The organism is Prevotella sp. AM34-19LB (genome assembly GCF_003468525.1).
Taxonomy (GTDB): Bacteria; Bacteroidota; Bacteroidia; order Bacteroidales; family Bacteroidaceae; genus Prevotella.
In genome coordinates this window covers 15,189-34,328 of the sequence record NZ_QSIG01000003.1, presented here as the reverse complement: position 1 = coordinate 34,328, position 19,140 = coordinate 15,189, and the positions used below count along the sequence as shown (strand labels likewise).

Genomic DNA, 19,140 nt, shown 5'->3' with positions numbered 1-19,140 from the left:
TTAGAACTTAAATAAATCTGATGTGGTAAGCAAACCGGAATGGTTGGCTGTGAACTCAGCAGCGAGAACAGCTCCGAGAGCAAATCCCTTGCGTGAGTGGGCACTATGCTCGATGGTAATCATATCAGCATCGCTGTCGTACATCACGGCGTGGATTCCAGGAACCTCACCATCGCGTACGCAGTTGATAACCAGGTCCTCATCGGTGATGTTAGCATCGCCCTCATCGTGATGACCATCCTCTGTCCAATAAGTAACGCCACGCTTCCAGTCCTTCTTTCTGTCGATGTTGTCGATGATTTCCTCGGCAAGGGTGATGGCTGTACCTGATGGCGCATCGAGCTTATGAACGTGGTGGGTTTCCTGCATGCATACGGAGTACTGTGGGAAACCGTTCATGATCTTAGCCAGATAGCGGTTTACGGCAGAGAAGATGGCTACACCGATGCTGAAGTTAGACGCCCAGAAAAGGGTCTGCTTACCGTCGGCGCAGAGTTTCTCCACGTCTTCCTTATGGTCTTTCATCCAACCGGTAGAACCTGAAACCACCTTCACGTTGTGAGAGAAAGCCTTCAGATAGTTGCCGTAAGCGGCAGTAGGGTTGGTAAACTCGATAGCCACATCGGCAGAGCAGAACTCAGGACTGTCGATATCCTCAGGGTTATTCACGTCAATCTTACATACGATTTCGTGGCCACGCTGCAGGGCGATCTCCTCGATCATGTGTCCCATCTTTCCGTAGCCGATCAAAGCAATTTTCATCTTTATCTAAATTTTATTTGTTTTACTTTTTGTTCCTGTCCGGTCGTAAGAAAGGCTTTGCCATCGCGTTTTGTGAGGTCAAACTTTCCTCTTTCGAACCAAACGTTTCGGCAAAAATACAATTTTTTCTTCGAAAAACCTTGAAAAATCCTTGTTATTATAATAATAAATAGAAAATTTTGGTTATTTTTGCAGTGATTTAAGGCTTTTAGCCTCATTTAGTAACTAAAAAAGAGAAAATGATGAGCAAATACATATTCGAGACAAAGATGGAAGTGAGGGATTACGAGTGCGATATTGAGGGCATTGTAAACAATGCCAACTATCTGCACTACATGGAACATACCCGCCATCTCTTCCTGAAGGAATGCGGTCTCAGCTTTGCCGAAATGCACAATAAGGGCGTTGATGCTGTGGTGGCGAGAATGAACCTGCAGTACAAGGTTCCGCTGCAATGCGATGACGAATTTCTCTCGCGTCTGTGGCTGGAGAAGCAGGGCGTGAGATATATCTTCCATCAGGACATCTTCCGTGCCAGCGACGAGAAGCTCTGCCTCAAGGCAACCGTAGAACTCGTCTGCCTCATCAACGGCAAGCTGGGCAACAGCGAGGATTACGACAAGGCATTCGAGAAATATTTCCCATCCCAAGGTTAACAGGTTAACAGTTAACAGCTGATTTTTCAATACCCCTTCCGCACACGAGCGAAAAAACTTGCACCATCAAAGGACAAGCATCAAGCTTGCGATTTCTGCAAAAGAACAAGCATCAGAACTTGCGATCCGAAAGAGGCAATCCTATAAACCATAAAAGCCGAAACAATATGGAGCAACTACTTCACTACGTGTGGAAGCACAAACTCTTCCCACTCTCCCCTCTTTCCACCACCGACCACAGGCAGGTGGAAGTCATCGACCCCGGATTGCACAACCGCAATGCAGGGCCCGATTTCTTCAACGCCAAAATCAAGATTGCCGGAACTCTCTGGGTGGGCAACGTGGAGATTCACGACAAGGCGAGCGACTGGTTTCTTCACGCCCACGACAAGGATGAAAGATACGACAACGTGATTCTGCACGTCTGCGGCAACATAGATACGGAAGCCCGAAACTCCAAGGGTGCCCCGTTGACGCAGATGCAGCTCGACATCCCCGAGAATGTTTTCAAGCACTATCAGGAGCTGCTCACCATCGACCAGTATCCCCCTTGCTATCAGATAATTCCATCGCTCACCAAGCTCACTGTGCATTCGTGGATGAGTGCTCTGCAAACAGAGCGTCTCTCGCAGAAGACGGAGGCGATAGAGGAGCGCGTGCGCCGCTGCAACGGCGACTGGGAGAACGCCTATTTCGTAACTCTCGCCAGAAACTACGGCTTCGGAATCAATGGAGATGCTTTTGAGCAGTGGGCGCTGAAACTGCCTCTGAGGGCGGTGGATCATCACAGAGACGACCTCTTCCAGGTGGAAGCCATCTTCATGGGGCAGGCAGGATTGCTGGAGCTGAACACCATCCCCGAAAGATATCAGAAAGACGCTCTGAACGATGGGTATTTTGCGAGATTGAGAAACGAGTATCTTTATCTCTCGCACAAGTTCTCGCTGCAGCCGATGGATTACAAGCTGTGGCGATTCCTGCGACTCCGCCCGCAGAACTTCCCGCATATCCGCATTTCGCAGCTTGCGAATCTTTACTATAACCGCCGTGCGGGATTAAGCCAGCTGCTGGAGGCTTCTACGGTGAAGGAGGCGAAGAAGGTGCTCTCTACCAGCGTTACGGAGTATTGGGAAACCCATTACACCTTCGGCAGCACGAGCATCCGTAACGAGAAGCACCTCTCCCCGTTCTCGCTCAATCTGCTTATCATTAACACCGTGGTTCCCATCCTCTTTGCCTACGGCAGGCACCGGGGTGAGGAGAAATACTGCGACCGCGCCTTCGATTTCCTGGAGGAGCTGAAGGCAGAGAATAACCACATAGTAAGGATGTGGCAGCAGTGCGGCCTGGAGGTGGAGAACGCCGGGGATAGCCAGGCGCTTATCCAGCTGAAGAAGGAATACTGCGACAGGAAGGAATGCCTGAGGTGCAGGATTGGGTATGAATACTTGAAGAGATAACTAATTATTTTTTAAGATTATGGGTGACCAACAGGAAATATTAAATACTATACTCTTAACAAGGCTGAACTATTTCAGCCTTGCAGGAATGCTGGAGCTATACCGAAAGGTGGGCTCCGCCACGCTCATCCTGGAGCATAAGAACAACCTCAGAGACATCCTCCCCGATGCCTCGGATAAACTCGTGAACGCTATCCAAAACTGCGACGAGGCCCGAAAACGCGCCGAAGAAGAACTGGAATACGACATAAGATATGGTATCGAACCGATAACGATGAACGACGAACGTTATCCGCAACGACTCAAGGATTGCGATGATGCGCCGCTCATGCTCTTCTATAAAGGCAACGCCAACCTGAACCAGCAGCGAATCATCAACATCGTGGGAACCCGTCACTGCACTCCTTACGGCGAAGACCTTATCCGCCGCTTTATCACCGACCTGAAGCAGCTCTCCCCTCGTATCTTGATAGTGAGCGGCCTGGCTTATGGTGTGGATATCGTGGCTCATCGCCAATCCCTCGCCAGCGGCTACGAAACCGTGGGCGTACTGGCTCATGGTCTCGATGACCTCTACCCCCGTCAGCACCGGGAAACGGCAGCTAAGATGATAGAGCAAGGCGGTTTGCTCACCGAATTTCTTACCCGTACGAATGCAGATAAGATCAACTTCGTGCGCCGCAACCGCATTGTGGCAGGAATGTCGGATGCCTGCATCCTGATAGAGAGCGCTGCTCACGGCGGAGGTCTCATCACCTGCGATATTTCGCAATCCTACGGCAGGGACGTCTTCACCTTCCCGGGCAGGATAGGCGATTACTACAGCGAGGGCTGCAACAACCTGATTCGCAACAACGGCGCCACGCTCATCACCAGTGCCGAGGATTTCGTGAAGGATATGCGCTGGCAGGATGACGCCACCCTGATGCGAGCCAAGCAGCAGGGCATCGAGCGCAGCCTCTTTCCGGAGTTATCACCCGAAGAGGAGCTCATCATCAATATCCTCTCGAAGACCAATGACCTGCAGATCAACATCATCAGCGTGAAATCGAACATCGACATCGGTCGCCTCACCTCCCTCCTATTTACGCTGGAAATGAAGGGAATCATCCGCACCCTGGCAGGAGGAATGTATCATCTGCTGAAATAGACGTCTATGGCAGAAACACATGCCCTGAAAGGCAGAAATGCAAAAAGAACGCCCTGAAAGGGCAGAAGCTCCTAGCCCAGGGCAATCGCCCTGGGTTATAAACAGCAGCAGCAATGCGCCCTGTAAGGGCAAAAGCTTAAAATCATCGTTTTAAAAATTGAAAATATCTGCGTTTTATTTTGTTTTGTCTCCAAATTGCATTAACTTTGCAGCCGCAAAAAAGAAAAGAGCTTTCACCTCTTGCCAAACAAAAAGAATAAGATGAAAATAGGTAATATAGAATTTGGGCCTCAGCCCCTCTTCCTCGCTCCGATGGAAGACGTAACGGATATTGGCTTTCGCATGCTCTGCAAGCGATTCGGAGCTGCCATGGTTTATACTGAGTTCGTATCGGCAGAAGCCCTGGTGCGAAGCATCAAAAGCACCGTCAGCAAGCTTACGATAAGCGATGAGGAGCGCCCTGTGGGCATTCAGATTTACGGCAGAACCACCGAGGATATGGTGGAAGCTGCCAAGATTGTGGAACAGGCGAAGCCGGATGTGATTGACATTAACTTCGGCTGTCCGGTGAAGAAGGTTGCCGGAAAGGGTGCGGGAGCCGGAATGCTCCGGAATATTCCGCTGATGCTGGATATTACAAGAGAGGTGGTGAAGGCGGTAAACGTGCCCGTAACCGTGAAGACCCGACTGGGTTGGGATTGCGAGAACCTCATCATCACCGAGCTTGCCGAGCAGTTGCAGGATTGCGGAATCCAGGCGCTCACCATCCACGGCAGAACCCGAAGCCAGATGTACACGGGTGAAGCCGACTGGAGCCTCATAGGTGAGGTGAAAAACAATCCCCGCATCCATATTCCGATTATCGGCAACGGCGACATTACCACCCCGGAGGAAGCCAAGCTTGCTTTTGAAAGATATGGCGTAGATGCGGTAATGATTGGTAGAGCCACCTTCGGAAGGCCTTGGATCTTCAAGGAAATACGTGATTATCTGGACAATACAGGTGCAGCCCCATTAACCATAGATGAGAAAATTGACCTCCTGGAGGAGCAGCTTCGCATCAACGTGGAGCGCATCGACGAGTACAGAGGCATTCTCCACACCCGTCGCCACCTGGCCGCCTCCCCTATCTTCAAGGGTATTCCCGATTTCCGCCAGACGAGAATCGCCATGCTGAGAGCCACTACCGTGGAGGAACTGAAAGAAATATTAAAAGAATGCCGGGAAAGAATCAAGGCGATAGAATAAGAAACAAAAAGGGAGAATCCAACAGACACCTGTTAGTTTCTCCCTTTTACTTTTAAAAGATTGACTTTATATAATCCATCAAATTTTCATTCTTATAGCTTGGAGTTTGAAGTGATCTACCACCCTTAAAACCATGCTTAATCAAAACACTTTCATTCAATTGGTCTCCAGAATATTCTGCAACCAACTTTAATCTAAAAGTAATATCCGCAGGAGCTTGCTCGAGCCAATATTCTGAATCCTCACGCTTACAATTATCGGCAACAACTTGAGTTTTAAATCTAACGTTTCTAGTATTTGACATAAACAAATATACTATATCTCCTACTTCAAAATTAGCTGTATTTACCCAACTAATAAATCCACTCTTTATCAAGCTCTTTGCGTGATTACATTTTTTCTCATTTGCAAAAGCAATCCACTCTTTATTCCCCATTGTTTGAAAAATATTTGATAATATCATCTATTGTTGCCTTAAACAACCTACCATAATCAGAACTTACACTATTAGGTGCCCATATCTTAAAACATTTTTGCCCTAATGTGCTACCATAAAAGAAAGTATATGTCAGTCCCATCACTTCGAAATCAAAATGTTCACCAGACTTTGCTGTTTTTAAAGTTTCAGAAAAGTCTTTTAGATTTTTTACAGCAGTTTCCTTATCTCCCAACAACAAATTCACACCATCATGAAATTTTGAATTATTACGTAACGTTAGAGAATACACATCCCCTCTCTCCGTTGTAGACTTCATCAAACTGACGGAACCATTTGTAAACCCCTTTACCCTCTCTATTGAACCAGACTTTTTTAATTGCGCATGACTCATAATTGGGCAAACACTTAAAATTAATGAGAAAAGAAGTATAACTTTAAATCTAAACATAATCAAAAATAATTATCAAATTACTATTGTCTCATCCACAACAAGTCAAAGTACATCAATCTGGTTGTCATTTTGATTTGTTGCCCCTTCTTTCCTCCTGTATACAAGAACTCCTGCTCTTCAGAGGTAAACAGAGGTTGAAAACCGTTTTTTTGATAGAAAGAGATTACTTCGGGAGCATTGATTGCATCTACTATCACAAAGCGACAGCCAGACTTGTAGTCATGAGACATAAACCAACCCTTGATGAAATCAATGACTTCACTGCCTATTCCCTTTCCACAAAAATCCTTGTTTACGCCCAAACGACCGATAAGAATACCAGGGTATCTACGCAGAGGCTTTTCATGATGCGTAAGACTTTTCATATAATCCTTACGGCTTCTTGGCAAATCATAAATACGAATGCTATCATTAGAAACCGTAAAGGCACAAACGATTTTGGTGGGGTCATCATTCTTTCGAAAACAATATGATTTCCCCATCAAATAATAAGCATAGCGTGTGGCATCATTCTTGAAAAAATCATCCAGATCTTCATTGCCACACGAGAATGGTTGACAGGTGGATAATAAGTCATCTGTCAATTCACTAAAAAAGCATTGTGAACTCAGAAACATAAATGCCTCCTTTCTTATCTCATACCTGCCTTTTCCAAAATGCTGCGAGCCATTACACAAAAGGGATGTTCTTCGATATTTTTGAATCCCTTAAAGTTACGCTCGGCCTCTTCTGCATGGCGCAAAAACTCTTTTGCTTCTTTACCATGCAATGTTGGTATTGCTTTGATTGCTGTTGCCATAATCTTATCTCCTATCATTATGTCAACTGCCAACCTGTAACAAAGTTAACAGGTTAACAGTTAACAGTTGTTTTTTCTATACTTCTACCTGAAATCGAAGAAACCTAGCTTCCTCAAATTATAGAGAAGGGCTTTACTTCTTCAATATAGAAGCACCTTCGAGCAGGGCTAGTGCTTTGTTCTCATTCTCCTCCATGATTTCTCGCTCTCCCGGGCCCTTGTCATTGATGCCACAGAGGTGCAGGATGCCGTGGATGATAACGCGGTGAAGCTCATCATCGTAGGTCTTGCCAAACTGCTCGGCATTGGTACGCACGGTATCGAGCGAAATCACGATGTCGCCGTTAATCACATCATCCTCATCATAATCGAAGGTGATGACATCGGTATAGTAATCATGACCCAGATACTCGTTGTTCACTTCGAGAATCTTCTCGTCATCTACAAACATATAGCCTATCTCTCCCACCTTGCGGCCATGAGAGGCAGCCACCTTGCGAATCCAGGCACTGGTGTCGCGCTTCTTGATCTTTGGCATTTTCACGCCATCTACATTGTATGTTATCATACGCTTCTTCCTCCTATTTTTTATTTTATTTTTGGTAAAAATTCATCTACTTCTCTTCCGAAGAATCTCAATTCCCTAACCAGCGTTGAGCTGATGCTGCAGTATCTTGGGTCGGAAAACAGCAGGATGGTTTCTACGCCGCCCAACTGCTTGTTGATGTCAGCCTGCTCTCGCTCGTACTCGAAATCCTTGGCAGAGCGGACGCCGCGAACCAGGAACCTGGCTCCCAGGCGATGCGCCAGGTCGATGGTGAGGTCATCGTAGGCAACCACCTCCAGGCGGTAGCCCTTGGATGCATCCTCCGCATCTGCCAGTTCTGCACATTCCCTCGGAAAAACCTTTCTGATATCCTCCACACGCTTCGAGATTTCCTCCTGCGCATGTTTCAGCTTGCTCATCGCCACTGCAATCACGAGCTTGTCAAACATGGGCAGAGCACGCTCGGCAATGTTCTGATGTCCTATCGTAAATGGGTCGAATGTACCCGTAAATATTCCTATCTTCATTACTTTGAACTTTATTCAAACAGGTCTCCCTGCATAATATTGCTTGTATACGGATTCCTGCCGAGATGATCATAGGCAAGCTTGGTGGCCATTCTGCCTCGTGGCGTACGCTTGATGAAGCCTTCCATGATGAGGAATGGCTCGTAAACCTCCTCTACGGTGCCGCCATCTTCGCCGATAGCCGTGGCAATGGTGCTTACGCCCACCGGACCTCCACGGAACTTGTCGATGATGGTGGTGAGAATCTTGTTGTCTATCTCGTCCAAGCCATACTGGTCGATGTTCAGTGCCTTGAGCGCCATCTGGGCAATATCGTAAGTGATGGTTCCGTTACCCTTCACCTGAGCGAAATCCCTGACTCTTCTGAGCAGCGAGTTGGCGATACGAGGGGTTCCACGAGAACGGCGGGAGATTTCCACTGCCGCCTCATCTTCTATCGGCACCTTCAGGAGCATCGCACTTCGCTTGATAATCTTCTGAAGCGTCTCCGGGTCGTAGTATTCCAGATGCAGATTGATTCCGAAACGGGCACGGAGAGGAGCCGTGAGAAGACCGCTGCGGGTGGTGGCTCCAACGAGGGTAAACGGATTCAGATCTATCTGGATGCTTCGTGCCGAAGGACCCTTGTCTATCATGATGTCGATGCGGTAATCTTCCATCGCCGAATAGAGATACTCCTCTACCACTGGCGAAAGGCGGTGGATTTCATCGATGAAGAGCACATCGTTAGGCTCCAGGGAGGTGAGGATTCCTGCCAGGTCGCCCGGCTTATCGAGCACAGGGCCTGATGTAATCTTGAAACCCACACCCAGTTCGTTGGCGATGATGTTACTCAGGGTGGTCTTACCCAGTCCCGGAGGACCGTGCAAGAGGGTATGGTCGAGCGGTTCGCCACGATACTTGGCAGCCTCAACAAAGACTTCGAGATTATCCACCACGCCATTCTGTCCGCTGAAGTCGGAGAACTTCAACGGGCGCAGTGCTTTCTCGAATTCCTTTTCGGCAGGCGAAACCGTCTGTTGTCTTATATCAAAATCTTCGTTCATTCTATGACTATTATCGATAATATGGGTGCAAAGTTACACATTTGTTGCGGAATTAAAGAAGAAAAGCCGAATTATTTTGCCTCAGATTTTGCACAATCCAAGAAGATTCGTGCAGATTCGTAAGCTCGAACCAACAAAAATGTTATAATTTGATATTTTATTATTAAATAATTTGCTTATTCGGTAGAAAAGACGTACTTTTGCACCCAATATTGAAAGCGAGGAAAGAAGGAGGAGAGAAGAGAAAGAAGAGAGATCGTCAAAGACAATCAACCAAGAAATCGTCAAAGACAATCATCCCAGAGATTGCAAATAAGAGAGAAATATCAGGATTTTAAAAAGAAATAGAATTATGCTAAAGTTTTTTCAGGGACTCAGCAAGTTGCTGGCCAATTACACCTCTATTTTCGTAATAGGTGTAGCAGTATTCACATTCTTCTTCCCACATACCTTCGACTGGGTGCGCGGAACTACTCAAACCGTCATTCTCGGCATCATCATGCTCACCATGGGCTTGACCCTGACCACCAACGACTTCAAGATTCTGGCTCAGCGCCCGCTGGATGTCTTCATCGGCGCCTGCGCCCAGTTTATCATCATGCCGGGTGTGGCTTACACCCTGGTGCATGTGTGGCATCTTGATCCAGCCCTGGCGCTCGGAATCCTGCTAGTGGGATGCTGTCCGGGCGGAGTATCAAGCAACATCATGAGTTATCTCTGCCATGGCGATGTGGCTTTTTCTGTGGGAATGACCTGTGCCTCCACCATTCTTGCACCGGTAATGACTCCGCTGCTGATGAAGATTACGGCAGGCGAGATTATCCATGTAGATGCTGTGGGAATATTCATCAACATCCTCATCGTTACGATTATCCCTGTGGCCATCGGCTGCGCCTTGAATTACATCTATGGCAAGAAAGATTGCTTCCCTACCATTCAGAGTCTGATGCCGGGCATCAGCGTAACCTGTCTGGCGATTATCGTGGGAGGTGTAATTTCTACGGTTCACGATGATTTGGTAGCTCGTGGTTTATCGCTTTTCCTCTGGACTTTTGCCGTGGTTTTCTGCCACAACACCCTGGGTTATCTGCTGGGTTGGCTTGCCGGGAAGCTGGCGGGCTTCAATACTGCCAAGAAGCGTACCATCAGCATTGAGGTGGGAATGCAGAACGCCGGTCTTGCCACGGTTCTTGCTGGCAACTTCTTCGCCGCCCAGCCCCTCGCCGTATTGCCTTGCGCCATCAGTTGTGCCTGGCACAGTATTTCGGGTACCATCCTTGCCGGAATCTATCTGAAATGGGATCACATGCATAAGAAGAAGTAAATGAATTCAGAAAGGATTCATGAATTCGGAAAAAGATAAATACACAAAAAAGGTCGTGAAGTTCTATCAAAAACCTCACGACCTTTTCTTATCTCATTACCTCACGGGTTAACAGGTTAACAGTTAACAGCCGTTTTTTCTATAGTTACTTCCCCGTAGTCAACAGCTGCACGGCCCGCTGAACTATCTCGTTGGTCTCGTTCCAAACCTGGAAGTACTGACTCATATCCCAGATATCTCTTGCTACAAGGGCTTTCAGCTGCAGGGCGAGGTATTTCTTTGTCTGAGTCAATTCAGCCTCATCCTTCGGCTCTATCTTCTCTTTCTTGCCCTCAGCGATAATCGCATCGATGAGCGAAGAAGGAACCTCGTAGGTTGCCAGGAACTTGTTGAAATCCTTATACTGGCTCTTCAATTCCTTGCGATGCGCATCGATGAACTTCAGACTCTGGTTGATGACGATACTCTTGGCTGCCAGCTGACGATGCATCTTGGTGTACTTGGTAGTATCCAGCGGAACAAAATAATCTGGCATAATGCCGCCACCACCATAAACTATACGATGCTTGCGCAAAGTATAATACTTCAAGCTGTCAGAAAGATGGATGCTGTCCTGGTTGGTAAACTCGCCATGCTTGTAGCGGTTGTCGAGATCCATCGCATAATCCAATCTGTCTCCCTTCTTATACGGCTTCTGGATGCATCTGCCGCTAGGCGTATAATAATGTGCGATGGTGAGGCGAATCTCGCTGCCATCATCGAAGGTGAGCGGACGCTGCACCAATCCCTTGCCGAGGTTCTGCGACCTACCACTACTCCACGGTCCTGATCCTGGATGGCTCCGGAAACAATCTCTGCGGCAGAAGCTGTAAACTCATTGGTAAGCACTACTACCTTGCCCTTGCGCCATCTTCCGTTAGCCTGCGCCTTGTACTCCTGACGGGGAGCTGCACGACCACTGGTATAAACGATGAGATCTCCCTTCTGCAGGAACTCGTTGGCTATCTGAGCCGCTGCCTGAAGGTAGCCGCCGCCATTATCCTCAAGGTCGAAGATCAGGTCTTTCATTCCCACTTTCTTGAGCGAATCCATCGCCGTAGTCACCTCCTTGTAGCTGGTCAGGCCGAAGCTTCCCAATCGGATGTATCCGATTCCCGGACGAATCATATACGCCGCATCCATCGTGGTTACAGGAATCTTGTCACGCTTCACCTTGAAAGTAAGCTTGTCCTTGATGCCCCGGCGCACGATGGTAAGATTCACCATCGTGCCCTTAGGACCGCGAAGGCGTTTCATGATTTCCTCCTTGCTCATCTTCACACCCGAAATAGCCGTATCATTCACCGCAACGATGCGGTCGCCGGCTATGATTCCCACCTTCTCGGAAGGACCATTCACTACGGGCTGGATGACGAGCAAGGTATCATCTACCATGTTAAACTGCACGCCGATGCCATCGAAACTGCCATTCAGCGGTTCATTCATCGCCTTGGTTTCCTTGGCTGTGGCATAAGAGGAATGAGGGTCGAGCTTTTCGAGCATGCCTCTGATGGCATCCTCCACGAGCTTGTTCTCATCCACACTATCCACATAGAGGTTGGTAATGGCGATTTCCGCCCTACCCAACTTCTCTATCGGGCTATTCTTGCCCATCTTAATGCGCAGCTGGGCACTGGCAGAAGTTACTGCCAGGAACGCCAGGAGCGCAAATAAAATTATCTTCTTCATTTTCTAAAACTTCGTTCTTCACTCTTCACTTAATCCAGCGGTGCTGAGTCTTCCTCCGGAATATCCTCCTCAATCACCAGGTTATCGATGATGAAATTCTGACGTTCCATCGTATTCTTACCCATATAATACTCCAGGAGTTTCTGCACCTGATCGGTCTTGTGGAGCGTAACCTGCTCCAATCGCATATCCGGACCGATGAAGTGGGCAAACTCCTCTGGTGAAATCTCTCCCAAACCCTTAAATCGGGTGATTTCCGGGGCAGGACCAAGGTTTCTGATGGCTTGCTGTCGCTCCTCATCGCTGTAACAGTAATGCGTGATGAAATCGCCCTTCTTCTCCTTAGGGCCCAACTTGGCATCGGCATCAGCCACCGCCTGCTTGTTCTTGATTTTGGTTCGCTTGTTGCGTACTCGGAACAATGGAGTCTGAAGCACATACACGTGGCCCTTCTTGATGAGGTCAGGGAAGAACTGCAGGAAGAAGGTGATGATGAGCAATCGGATGTGCATTCCATCCACATCGGCATCGGTAGCCACAATCACCTTATTATATCTCAATCCATCCAATCCATCCTCTATATCGAGAGCTGCCTGAAGAAGGTTGAACTCCTCGTTCTCGTAAACCACCTTCTTGGTCAGGCCATAGCAGTTTAACGGCTTGCCTCGCAGCGAGAATACCGCCTGGGTGTTCACGTCGCGGCTCTTGGTAATGCTTCCGCTGGCAGAATCACCCTCGGTGATGAAGATGGAACTTGCCTCCTTCAGCTCGTTCTTGGCATCGCTGAAGTGGATGCGGCAATCGCGCAGCTTGCGGTTGTGGAGGTTCGCCTTCTTGGCACGCTCACGCGCCAGTTTGGTAACGCCCGCCATCGCCTTGCGCTCACGCTCGCTCTCCTTGATTTTATTCTCCAGAATCTCAGCCACGTCCTTGTGGATATGCAGATAGTTATCCACCTCCTTCTTCAGGAAATCGCCCACATACTTGTTGATGGTTTCGCCGCCATTCGGAGTCATCGTGGTGCTACCCAACTTAATCTTCGTCTGACTCTCGAACACCGGTTCCTCTACGTTCAGGGCGATGGCAGCCACCAATCCGTTTCTGATGTCGCCATACTCATACTTGCCAAAGAACTCCTTGATGGTCTTGGCTATATGCTCCTTGAAGGCACTCTGATGGGTTCCGCCCTGGGTGGTGTGCTGACCATTTACGAAGGAATAGTATTCCTCGCCATACTGGTTGGTATGGGTAAAGGCTATCTCGATGTCTTCGCCCTTCATGTGGATAATCTCATAGAGGCCCTCGTTGGTCATATTATCCGTAAGGAGATCCTTCAAACCGTGACGGCTGAGGATGCGGCGGCCATTGTGCATGATGGTAAGACCGGTGTTCAGATAAGTATAGTTGCGGAGCATGGTTTCCACGATGTCGTCGTGGAAGGAATAGTTCTTGAAGAGGGTGTTATCAGGCTCAAAATAGATGAAAGTACCATTCTCATCTTCAGTATCCTCGGTAACATCGCTCTGCAGAATACCTTTCTCAAACTTCAGATGGCGCACCTTTCCCTCACGGAACGACTTCACCTCAAAATGAGAGCTGAGGGCGTTCACCGCCTTCACACCCACTCCGTTCAAGCCCACACTCTTCTTGAACGCCTTGCTATCATACTTACCTCCGGTGTTCAGCACGCTCACCGCCTCGACAAGCTTTCCCTGCGGAATGCCTCGGCCATAGTCGCGCACGCTGACACGCAGATGATCTTCGATATCGATCTCCAATCTGGCTCCAGCACCCATCTTGAACTCGTCGATAGAGTTATCTACCACCTCCTTCAAGAGCACGTAGATACCATCCTCCGGCAAGTTACCGTCACCCAGACGACCAATATACATACCCGGACGGGTACGTACATGCTCCATATCGCTCAAGTGTCGGATATTGTCGTCGGTATATTCCACCGGCTGCTGCTCCTGAGGGGCTTTCAATTCATTATTATCTTCTGACATAAAACCCTCCTATGTTTTTAGGTGAGATCCCTTAATTCCTTATTTAATAATCTTCTTGTAGCACTTTCTGCGCTTGTGCATCACTGGGGTCAAAGCTCCCCACTGGCCCTGCACGCCCGCATTGGTCTCCAGCTCCACCTGGGTTTCACCCCATTCAATGCCATATTTCTGGTACCATGGAATCAAATCGGCAAAAAGAAGCGCATTGGCACCCTTGGCACGATATTCCGGAAGAATACCGATGAGAAGGAGGTCAACGATGTTGGTCTTGTGCTGCTTGATGGCTCTCAGCACGTGGAACCAGCCGAAAGGCAGCAATCTGCCACGGCGGCACTTTCTCAGGGCATGAGCCAATGACGGCATGGTGATTCCTACACCGATGAGCTTATGCTCGCCCCCCGTCCAATCCTCGATACAGGTGATGAGGTTGAAGTCGAGGAACCCGAGATACGACTTGATAAGCTGGTCTATCTGCTTCTGTGAGAGTTCGGAATATCCATAGAGATCCTTGTAGGTATCATTGATGAGATCGAAGATCTTCTGTCCCATTCCACCTTGGAAAACATCCTTCTTGGTAAGCTTGCGCACATGCAGATTGTAACGCTTCTCGATCATCATCGCAATCTTGGCGTACTTCTCCGGTACGGTATCAGGTACCATGATCTTAAACTCTACGTACTTGTTGTCTACCTCAAATTCCTCCAGAGCCTCGATGTGCTCCGGATAGTAAGGGTAATTGTAAATGGTAGGCATAGTACCCAGCTGATCGAATCCCCAGGTAAGCATACCCTCAGGATCCATATCGGTAAATCCAAGCGGACCTACCATATCCTCCATACCTTTCTCTTTACCATACTTTTCTACAGCATCCAAGAGAGCCTTCGAAACCTCACGGTCGTCGATGAAATCAATCCATCCGAAGCGAACGGATTTCTTTCCCCACTTATTGTTTGCCTTATGGTTGATGATAGCAGCAACGCGACCTGCCAGCTTTCCATCCTTATAGGCTAGATAATACTCTGCCTCGCAGAAGTCGAACGCAGCGTTCTTATCCTTGCTCAGGGTATTCATTTCGTCGCTGAAAAGATTAGGCACATCGTATTCGTTGCCTTCGTAGAGGTCGTAGTGGAAGTCGATGAACGTCTTCATGTCCTTCTTGCTTTCGACCTTTTTAATTTCAATTAATGACATGATTTCAAACTAGTTTGCAAATTATAGGATGCAAAAATAGCAATATTTCGCCAAACGACCAAATATTGCTATCTTATTTTCATTTTTTTAGTTTTTTGATTCTGGGTGCAAAATTACTGCTTTTTTTCAATAAAAGCTAGGTTTGCATCGTCTTCTACAAGTTCTACAAGAAGCAGCTTCATCATATCGTTAATGTTTATCTATGTCTTGTTTGCAAAGATACATCTTTTTCTGAAAATATAGCAATAATCTTTTCTTATTAACAATATGATAACAATATTTAATTACTGCTAGTTACAGTTTTCTTGTTCAGATTGGAAGGATCATAAAATTGAAGCTTCTTCATCTCGACTTGTACTGTTGGTGGTAGAGACGGGGAACTGAATTGTCTATCAAGACGATGCGCTGCTTGGGACTCTTGACTAATTCTAAGACAAAGGAAATTGCTCCATAACCCGAAAATTTTCCTCCCAAAGGAGTGAGTTTCTCAGATTTAATTTGTATCTTTGCCATGTCATATCAGAGTTTTGCTTGTTTTCTTTTCGCAACACTAAGATAAGTGAAAATTCTGACATAGCAAAATCCGGAGTAACTCTTTGTTGCTCAGGCGCTTAAAATGTTTAATTAATAATAGTGGTGCGGAATTAATGGAATAACCAGAAATGAGATCGAAAAGACATCTACTGACAGCAGCCCTGGCACTCTTTTGCCTATCGGCAGCTAACGCTCAACTGCTAAGAACAACAGTGGAGCAAGGAGAAATTGAGGTGTGGAACATGAAGGATTCGCCCTATACAAGGGTATCCCATACGCAGAAGCACCAGTGGGCAACCTCAGATGGAAAGCCCCTGTGAGCAAGAAGCCTTGGAAGGGAGTATTCAAAGCAGACAAATGGGGAGACCGTCCACCACAGCCCATCGACCCTAACCAGAATGGTGGTGAGCTGGGCATGAGCGAGGACTGCCTTTACCTCAGTGTGGAAACACCTGCCAAGAACAAGGATGACAAACTCCCGGTATTTGTCATGATTCATGGAGGAGCCTTCCTCACAGGCTCTTATAGTGGAACCCAGGAAAGCTTTGTCAAGGAAGGCATCATCTATTGTAGCATAGAATACCGCTTGGGAGCCTTGGGATTCATGGCACATCCTGAACTTAGCAAGGAATCTGGCAAGAACATATCAGGCAACTATGGCATACTTGACCAGGTGATGGCTTTGAAATGGATTCACGACAATATCGCTGCCTTCGGTGGAGACCCTGACAAGATTACCATTGCAGGCGAATCAGCAGGTGGTATCTCGGTAAGTATGTTATGCGCCTCTCCACTTGCAAAGGGACTATTCCGTGGTGCCATCAGCGAAAGCGGCGGTTCTTTCTGGCCAGTGGGTGAAGCAAGAAACGGCAACACCGCCATGCTCACAACTAAAGCAGCAGAGGCAAGCGGACTGGCACTTCAAAAGAAACTTAAAGTAAAGAACATTAAGCAACTCAGAAAAGTTCCTTTCATGGACATCGTGAAGAATACCGCCATGGAATCCTTCTGGCCTAATGTGGATGGCTACAGCATCACAGATGACCAGTATAAGCTCTATGAAAAGGGAAACTACAATGATGTAAATGTCATCATAGGAACCAACAGCGACGAAGGAAGTATGTTTAGCCGCCCTGTCAGTATAAGTGACTATGAGAAAAGAATCCATGAGATATATGGAAGCTGGGCAGACCAGGTTCTCAGTCTCTATCCTGCCAAGACAGAGGAAGAAACCTACTTCGCCCAATCCGACATTTTCCGTGATGGCTCCTTTGCATGGGGAACGTATGCCTGGGCTAACCTGCAGAGCAAGACCGGCAAGGGCAAAGTGTATATGTATTACTTTGACCAAGACTCAGAGAACACCATCGTGAAAAGCCGCAAGGGAGGAGCCAGCCATGTGGCAGAGATGCCATTCATCTATGGCTATAAGTTTGGCTCTGGAAAGATGACCGAGACGGAGCAGCACATGGAACAAATCATGTCACGCTACTGGATCAACTTTACCAAGACTGGCAATCCAAATGGGGATAGCCTTCCTTTCTGGACTACCTACCAGGAAGGTAAACCAACGGTGATGATTATGAAGGAAGGACTGCATTTGGGGCCTGTTCAAAATCAAAAGCAAATGGACTTCTTCGAGAAGTTCTTCAAGGAAAAAAGAAAATAATACGTCAAGAGGGTGTGTCATAAGCCTATGGCGCACCCTCATATTTCGCAAACATTTCACGTCAGTTCCTGCATTGGTATCAATGCAACACCTAAATTAACCTCATTTTCTTATTCTTTAATTTCCTGAAATCCACAATAAGGATGTTTTGCTTCAACAGCTGTCAATGACTTGTCAATTGAAACAAGCTTTTTCCGTTATCACCAGAACATGGCTTTCGTTGCTCAATGTGGTGGCAAAAATATAAGTTTCACCACCATCTTTCAGCTTCAGGCGCTTGCGCAATTCTGCCACGGAAAGAGGGAAGTTGCGGGTGGCGATGTTCGCCTTGGTGATTCCAGACAGATGACGCTTCAACTCCTTCTTATTGAAAGAAGAGATGGCGATGATGCGGAAACTTCTGCCAGGGAATGCTTCGATAGGTGCCTGGCTCACGAAAAGATGGCTGTTCTTGGAAAGCATCCTTGCATCATAACGATCGGAAAGAACACCGAAACAGCCGGCTTTCATCAACGACGCATTCGGCTCATAAAGATACTGCATCTCTTCAAGAACTGGCGGAGCTATTCTAACAGGAGAAGACTCCATATCCAACTCGTCGCAGACGAAGGATTGTGCATCATTGACGCAATAAATGCGGAGATTCCCGGCATGTTTTACTTCTCCATCTGCCGAAGAAGCCTCCATATCGCCCATATTTCGCGCTGACAGCACTAAAAGAAGCTCCTTGCACTCATTGTTCACGGAGATGATATGAACCTCTCTTACGTGGCTTAATTCGCTTATGGCACGGTGCCAGTCGAGCATCGGAGAGAGTTTGATGATAACGTAATCTGCCTTCGAAAGCATCTCTTCCTGCAAAACGGTAACATCGGGCGTGCAATCCTTCAAGGATACCACCTTGTTGCCCGCATCGTCTCTACGGGCAGGATCTATGAAGATTATCTTAAGACCAAGGTTGGTCTTAAGTAATGACCGAGGTTGGTCATAAGTGATGCCTAAAGAATCATCAGCTGATGCTGCATCTTTTTTCTTTGGTTGAAAAGAATGAAGAACCTCAATTCCATCCCCATTCTTCACGATGGCGTTCTTCAAGCCCAAGCGCCCGAAGTTCTCCTTCGCCGCCTCGCAGAGATGAGCCTGACGCTCCACATACATCGACTTCACTCCCAATCGGGCTGCGATATAAGAGAAATCTACTCCGAAACCACCAGTCAGATCTACAAACCCGATTTCTTCTGAAAAATCAGAGAAAGAAGCTGATGAAGATACCGGTAAGCCGAGCAATCTCGCAGCCAATTCTGCCTTGTAAAGTGCAGTAGATTCAGAGGAGCATTGCTCCATAGAAATATGAGGAGGATAGATGATGCCTTCGAGACTTGCCCAACGAGGCAACTTGACACGAGCCATCTTTCGCCCGCGAATCTGATCAAGAGCGAAAGGCATATCTACTTCCGGATACTTGCTTGCGAGAAAAGCCAGCTGGCGGACATCATCGTCCTGATGCTGGCGAATAAAGTCTTGAGTCGCTTGGTTCATCATTTATGCTCTTTTATATCTTTATTGAATAATACTTTATTTATTACTATTTACTGAATCTAAC

Annotated in this window: 17 protein-coding genes and 1 pseudogene; 6 read left to right on the top strand and 12 right to left on the bottom strand. The window is 47.4% G+C overall.

Annotated features, from left to right (window positions below; translation table 11 throughout):
• Positions 1–762 (bottom strand): 4-hydroxy-tetrahydrodipicolinate reductase, encoded by a 762-nt coding sequence (dapB, locus tag DW830_RS01515; RefSeq protein ID WP_119248609.1) that lies wholly within the window; start codon positions 760–762, stop codon positions 1–3.
• A gap of 242 nt (positions 763–1,004) precedes the next feature.
• Here dapB and DW830_RS01505 point away from each other — a divergent pair, with 242 nt between their 5' ends.
• From DW830_RS01505 to dusB, 4 genes are all read left to right on the top strand, one after another.
• Entirely contained in the window at positions 1,005–1,418 is a 414-nt protein-coding gene (locus tag DW830_RS01505; protein WP_119248665.1) for an acyl-CoA thioesterase, read from the top strand.
• A 167-nt stretch (positions 1,419–1,585) separates the two neighbouring features.
• Positions 1,586–2,878 carry a DUF2851 family protein gene (locus DW830_RS01500; protein ID WP_119248664.1) on the top strand — a complete coding sequence of 431 codons (1,293 nt, stop codon included), beginning with the start codon at positions 1,586–1,588 and terminating at the stop codon, positions 2,876–2,878.
• A gap of 19 nt (positions 2,879–2,897) precedes the next feature.
• Positions 2,898–4,028: a DNA-processing protein DprA gene (gene dprA / locus DW830_RS01495; RefSeq protein ID WP_119248607.1), complete on the top strand. Its 1,131-nt coding sequence runs from the start codon at positions 2,898–2,900 to the stop codon at positions 4,026–4,028.
• 261 nt (positions 4,029–4,289) lie between these two features.
• Positions 4,290–5,276: a tRNA dihydrouridine synthase DusB gene (dusB, locus tag DW830_RS01490; RefSeq protein WP_119248663.1), complete on the top strand. Its 987-nt coding sequence runs from the start codon at positions 4,290–4,292 to the stop codon at positions 5,274–5,276.
• 52 nt (positions 5,277–5,328) lie between these two features.
• Here dusB and DW830_RS01485 read toward each other — a convergent pair whose 3' ends face one another.
• The 7 genes from DW830_RS01485 to ruvB form a co-directional block, all read right to left on the bottom strand.
• On the bottom strand, positions 5,329–5,712 hold the full coding sequence (locus tag DW830_RS01485; RefSeq protein ID WP_118200237.1) for a hypothetical protein: 384 nt from the start codon (positions 5,710–5,712) through the stop codon (positions 5,329–5,331).
• A complete protein-coding gene (locus tag DW830_RS01480; protein ID WP_147487175.1) occupies positions 5,702–6,163 on the bottom strand; it encodes a hypothetical protein in 462 nt (153 codons plus the stop codon). The genes DW830_RS01485 and DW830_RS01480 overlap by 11 nt, the downstream gene beginning before the upstream one ends.
• A 23-nt stretch (positions 6,164–6,186) precedes the next feature.
• A complete protein-coding gene (locus DW830_RS01475; RefSeq protein ID WP_119248605.1) occupies positions 6,187–6,783 on the bottom strand; it encodes a GNAT family N-acetyltransferase in 597 nt (198 codons plus the stop codon).
• Between the two features lie 14 nt (positions 6,784–6,797).
• Entirely contained in the window at positions 6,798–6,965 is a 168-nt protein-coding gene (locus tag DW830_RS16045; RefSeq protein WP_006848934.1) for a hypothetical protein, read from the bottom strand.
• Between the two features lie 133 nt (positions 6,966–7,098).
• On the bottom strand, positions 7,099–7,533 hold the full coding sequence (gene ybeY, locus DW830_RS01465) for an rRNA maturation RNase YbeY (protein ID WP_006848933.1): 435 nt from the start codon (positions 7,531–7,533) through the stop codon (positions 7,099–7,101).
• Positions 7,534–7,553: 20 nt separating this feature from the next.
• Positions 7,554–8,039 (bottom strand): pantetheine-phosphate adenylyltransferase, encoded by a 486-nt coding sequence (gene coaD, locus DW830_RS01460; RefSeq protein ID WP_119248604.1) that lies wholly within the window; start codon positions 8,037–8,039, stop codon positions 7,554–7,556.
• A gap of 11 nt (positions 8,040–8,050) precedes the next feature.
• Positions 8,051–9,085 carry a Holliday junction branch migration DNA helicase RuvB gene (ruvB, locus tag DW830_RS01455; RefSeq protein ID WP_119248603.1) on the bottom strand — a complete coding sequence of 345 codons (1,035 nt, stop codon included), beginning with the start codon at positions 9,083–9,085 and terminating at the stop codon, positions 8,051–8,053.
• Between the two features lie 352 nt (positions 9,086–9,437).
• Here ruvB and DW830_RS01450 point away from each other — a divergent pair, with 352 nt between their 5' ends.
• Positions 9,438–10,409, top strand: coding sequence for a bile acid:sodium symporter family protein (locus DW830_RS01450; protein ID WP_119248602.1), 972 nt, complete (start codon positions 9,438–9,440; stop codon positions 10,407–10,409).
• 145 nt (positions 10,410–10,554) lie between these two features.
• Here the strand turns inward: DW830_RS01450 and DW830_RS01445 are convergent.
• The 3 genes and pseudogenes from DW830_RS01445 to DW830_RS01435 all read right to left on the bottom strand — a co-directional run bounded on the left by DW830_RS01445 (position 10,555) and on the right by DW830_RS01435 (position 15,334).
• Positions 10,555–12,137: pseudogene (locus DW830_RS01445) on the bottom strand (S41 family peptidase).
• Between the two features lie 29 nt (positions 12,138–12,166).
• Positions 12,167–14,143, bottom strand: a complete 1,977-nt coding sequence (locus DW830_RS01440; RefSeq protein ID WP_119248601.1) for a DNA topoisomerase IV subunit B — start codon at positions 14,141–14,143, stop codon at positions 12,167–12,169.
• Positions 14,144–14,182: 39 nt separating this feature from the next.
• A complete protein-coding gene (locus DW830_RS01435; RefSeq protein WP_119248600.1) occupies positions 14,183–15,334 on the bottom strand; it encodes an N-acetyltransferase in 1,152 nt (383 codons plus the stop codon).
• Between the two features lie 769 nt (positions 15,335–16,103).
• Here DW830_RS01435 and DW830_RS01430 point away from each other — a divergent pair.
• Complete coding sequence (locus DW830_RS01430) at positions 16,104–17,537, top strand: carboxylesterase/lipase family protein (protein ID WP_233544328.1); 1,434 nt, start codon at positions 16,104–16,106, stop codon at positions 17,535–17,537.
• 174 nt (positions 17,538–17,711) lie between these two features.
• On the opposite strand, the gene DW830_RS01425 is transcribed toward DW830_RS01430, so the two are convergent.
• On the bottom strand, positions 17,712–19,079 hold the full coding sequence (locus DW830_RS01425) for a THUMP-like domain-containing protein (RefSeq protein WP_119248599.1): 1,368 nt from the start codon (positions 19,077–19,079) through the stop codon (positions 17,712–17,714).
• Positions 19,080–19,140: the final 61 nt, after the last annotated feature.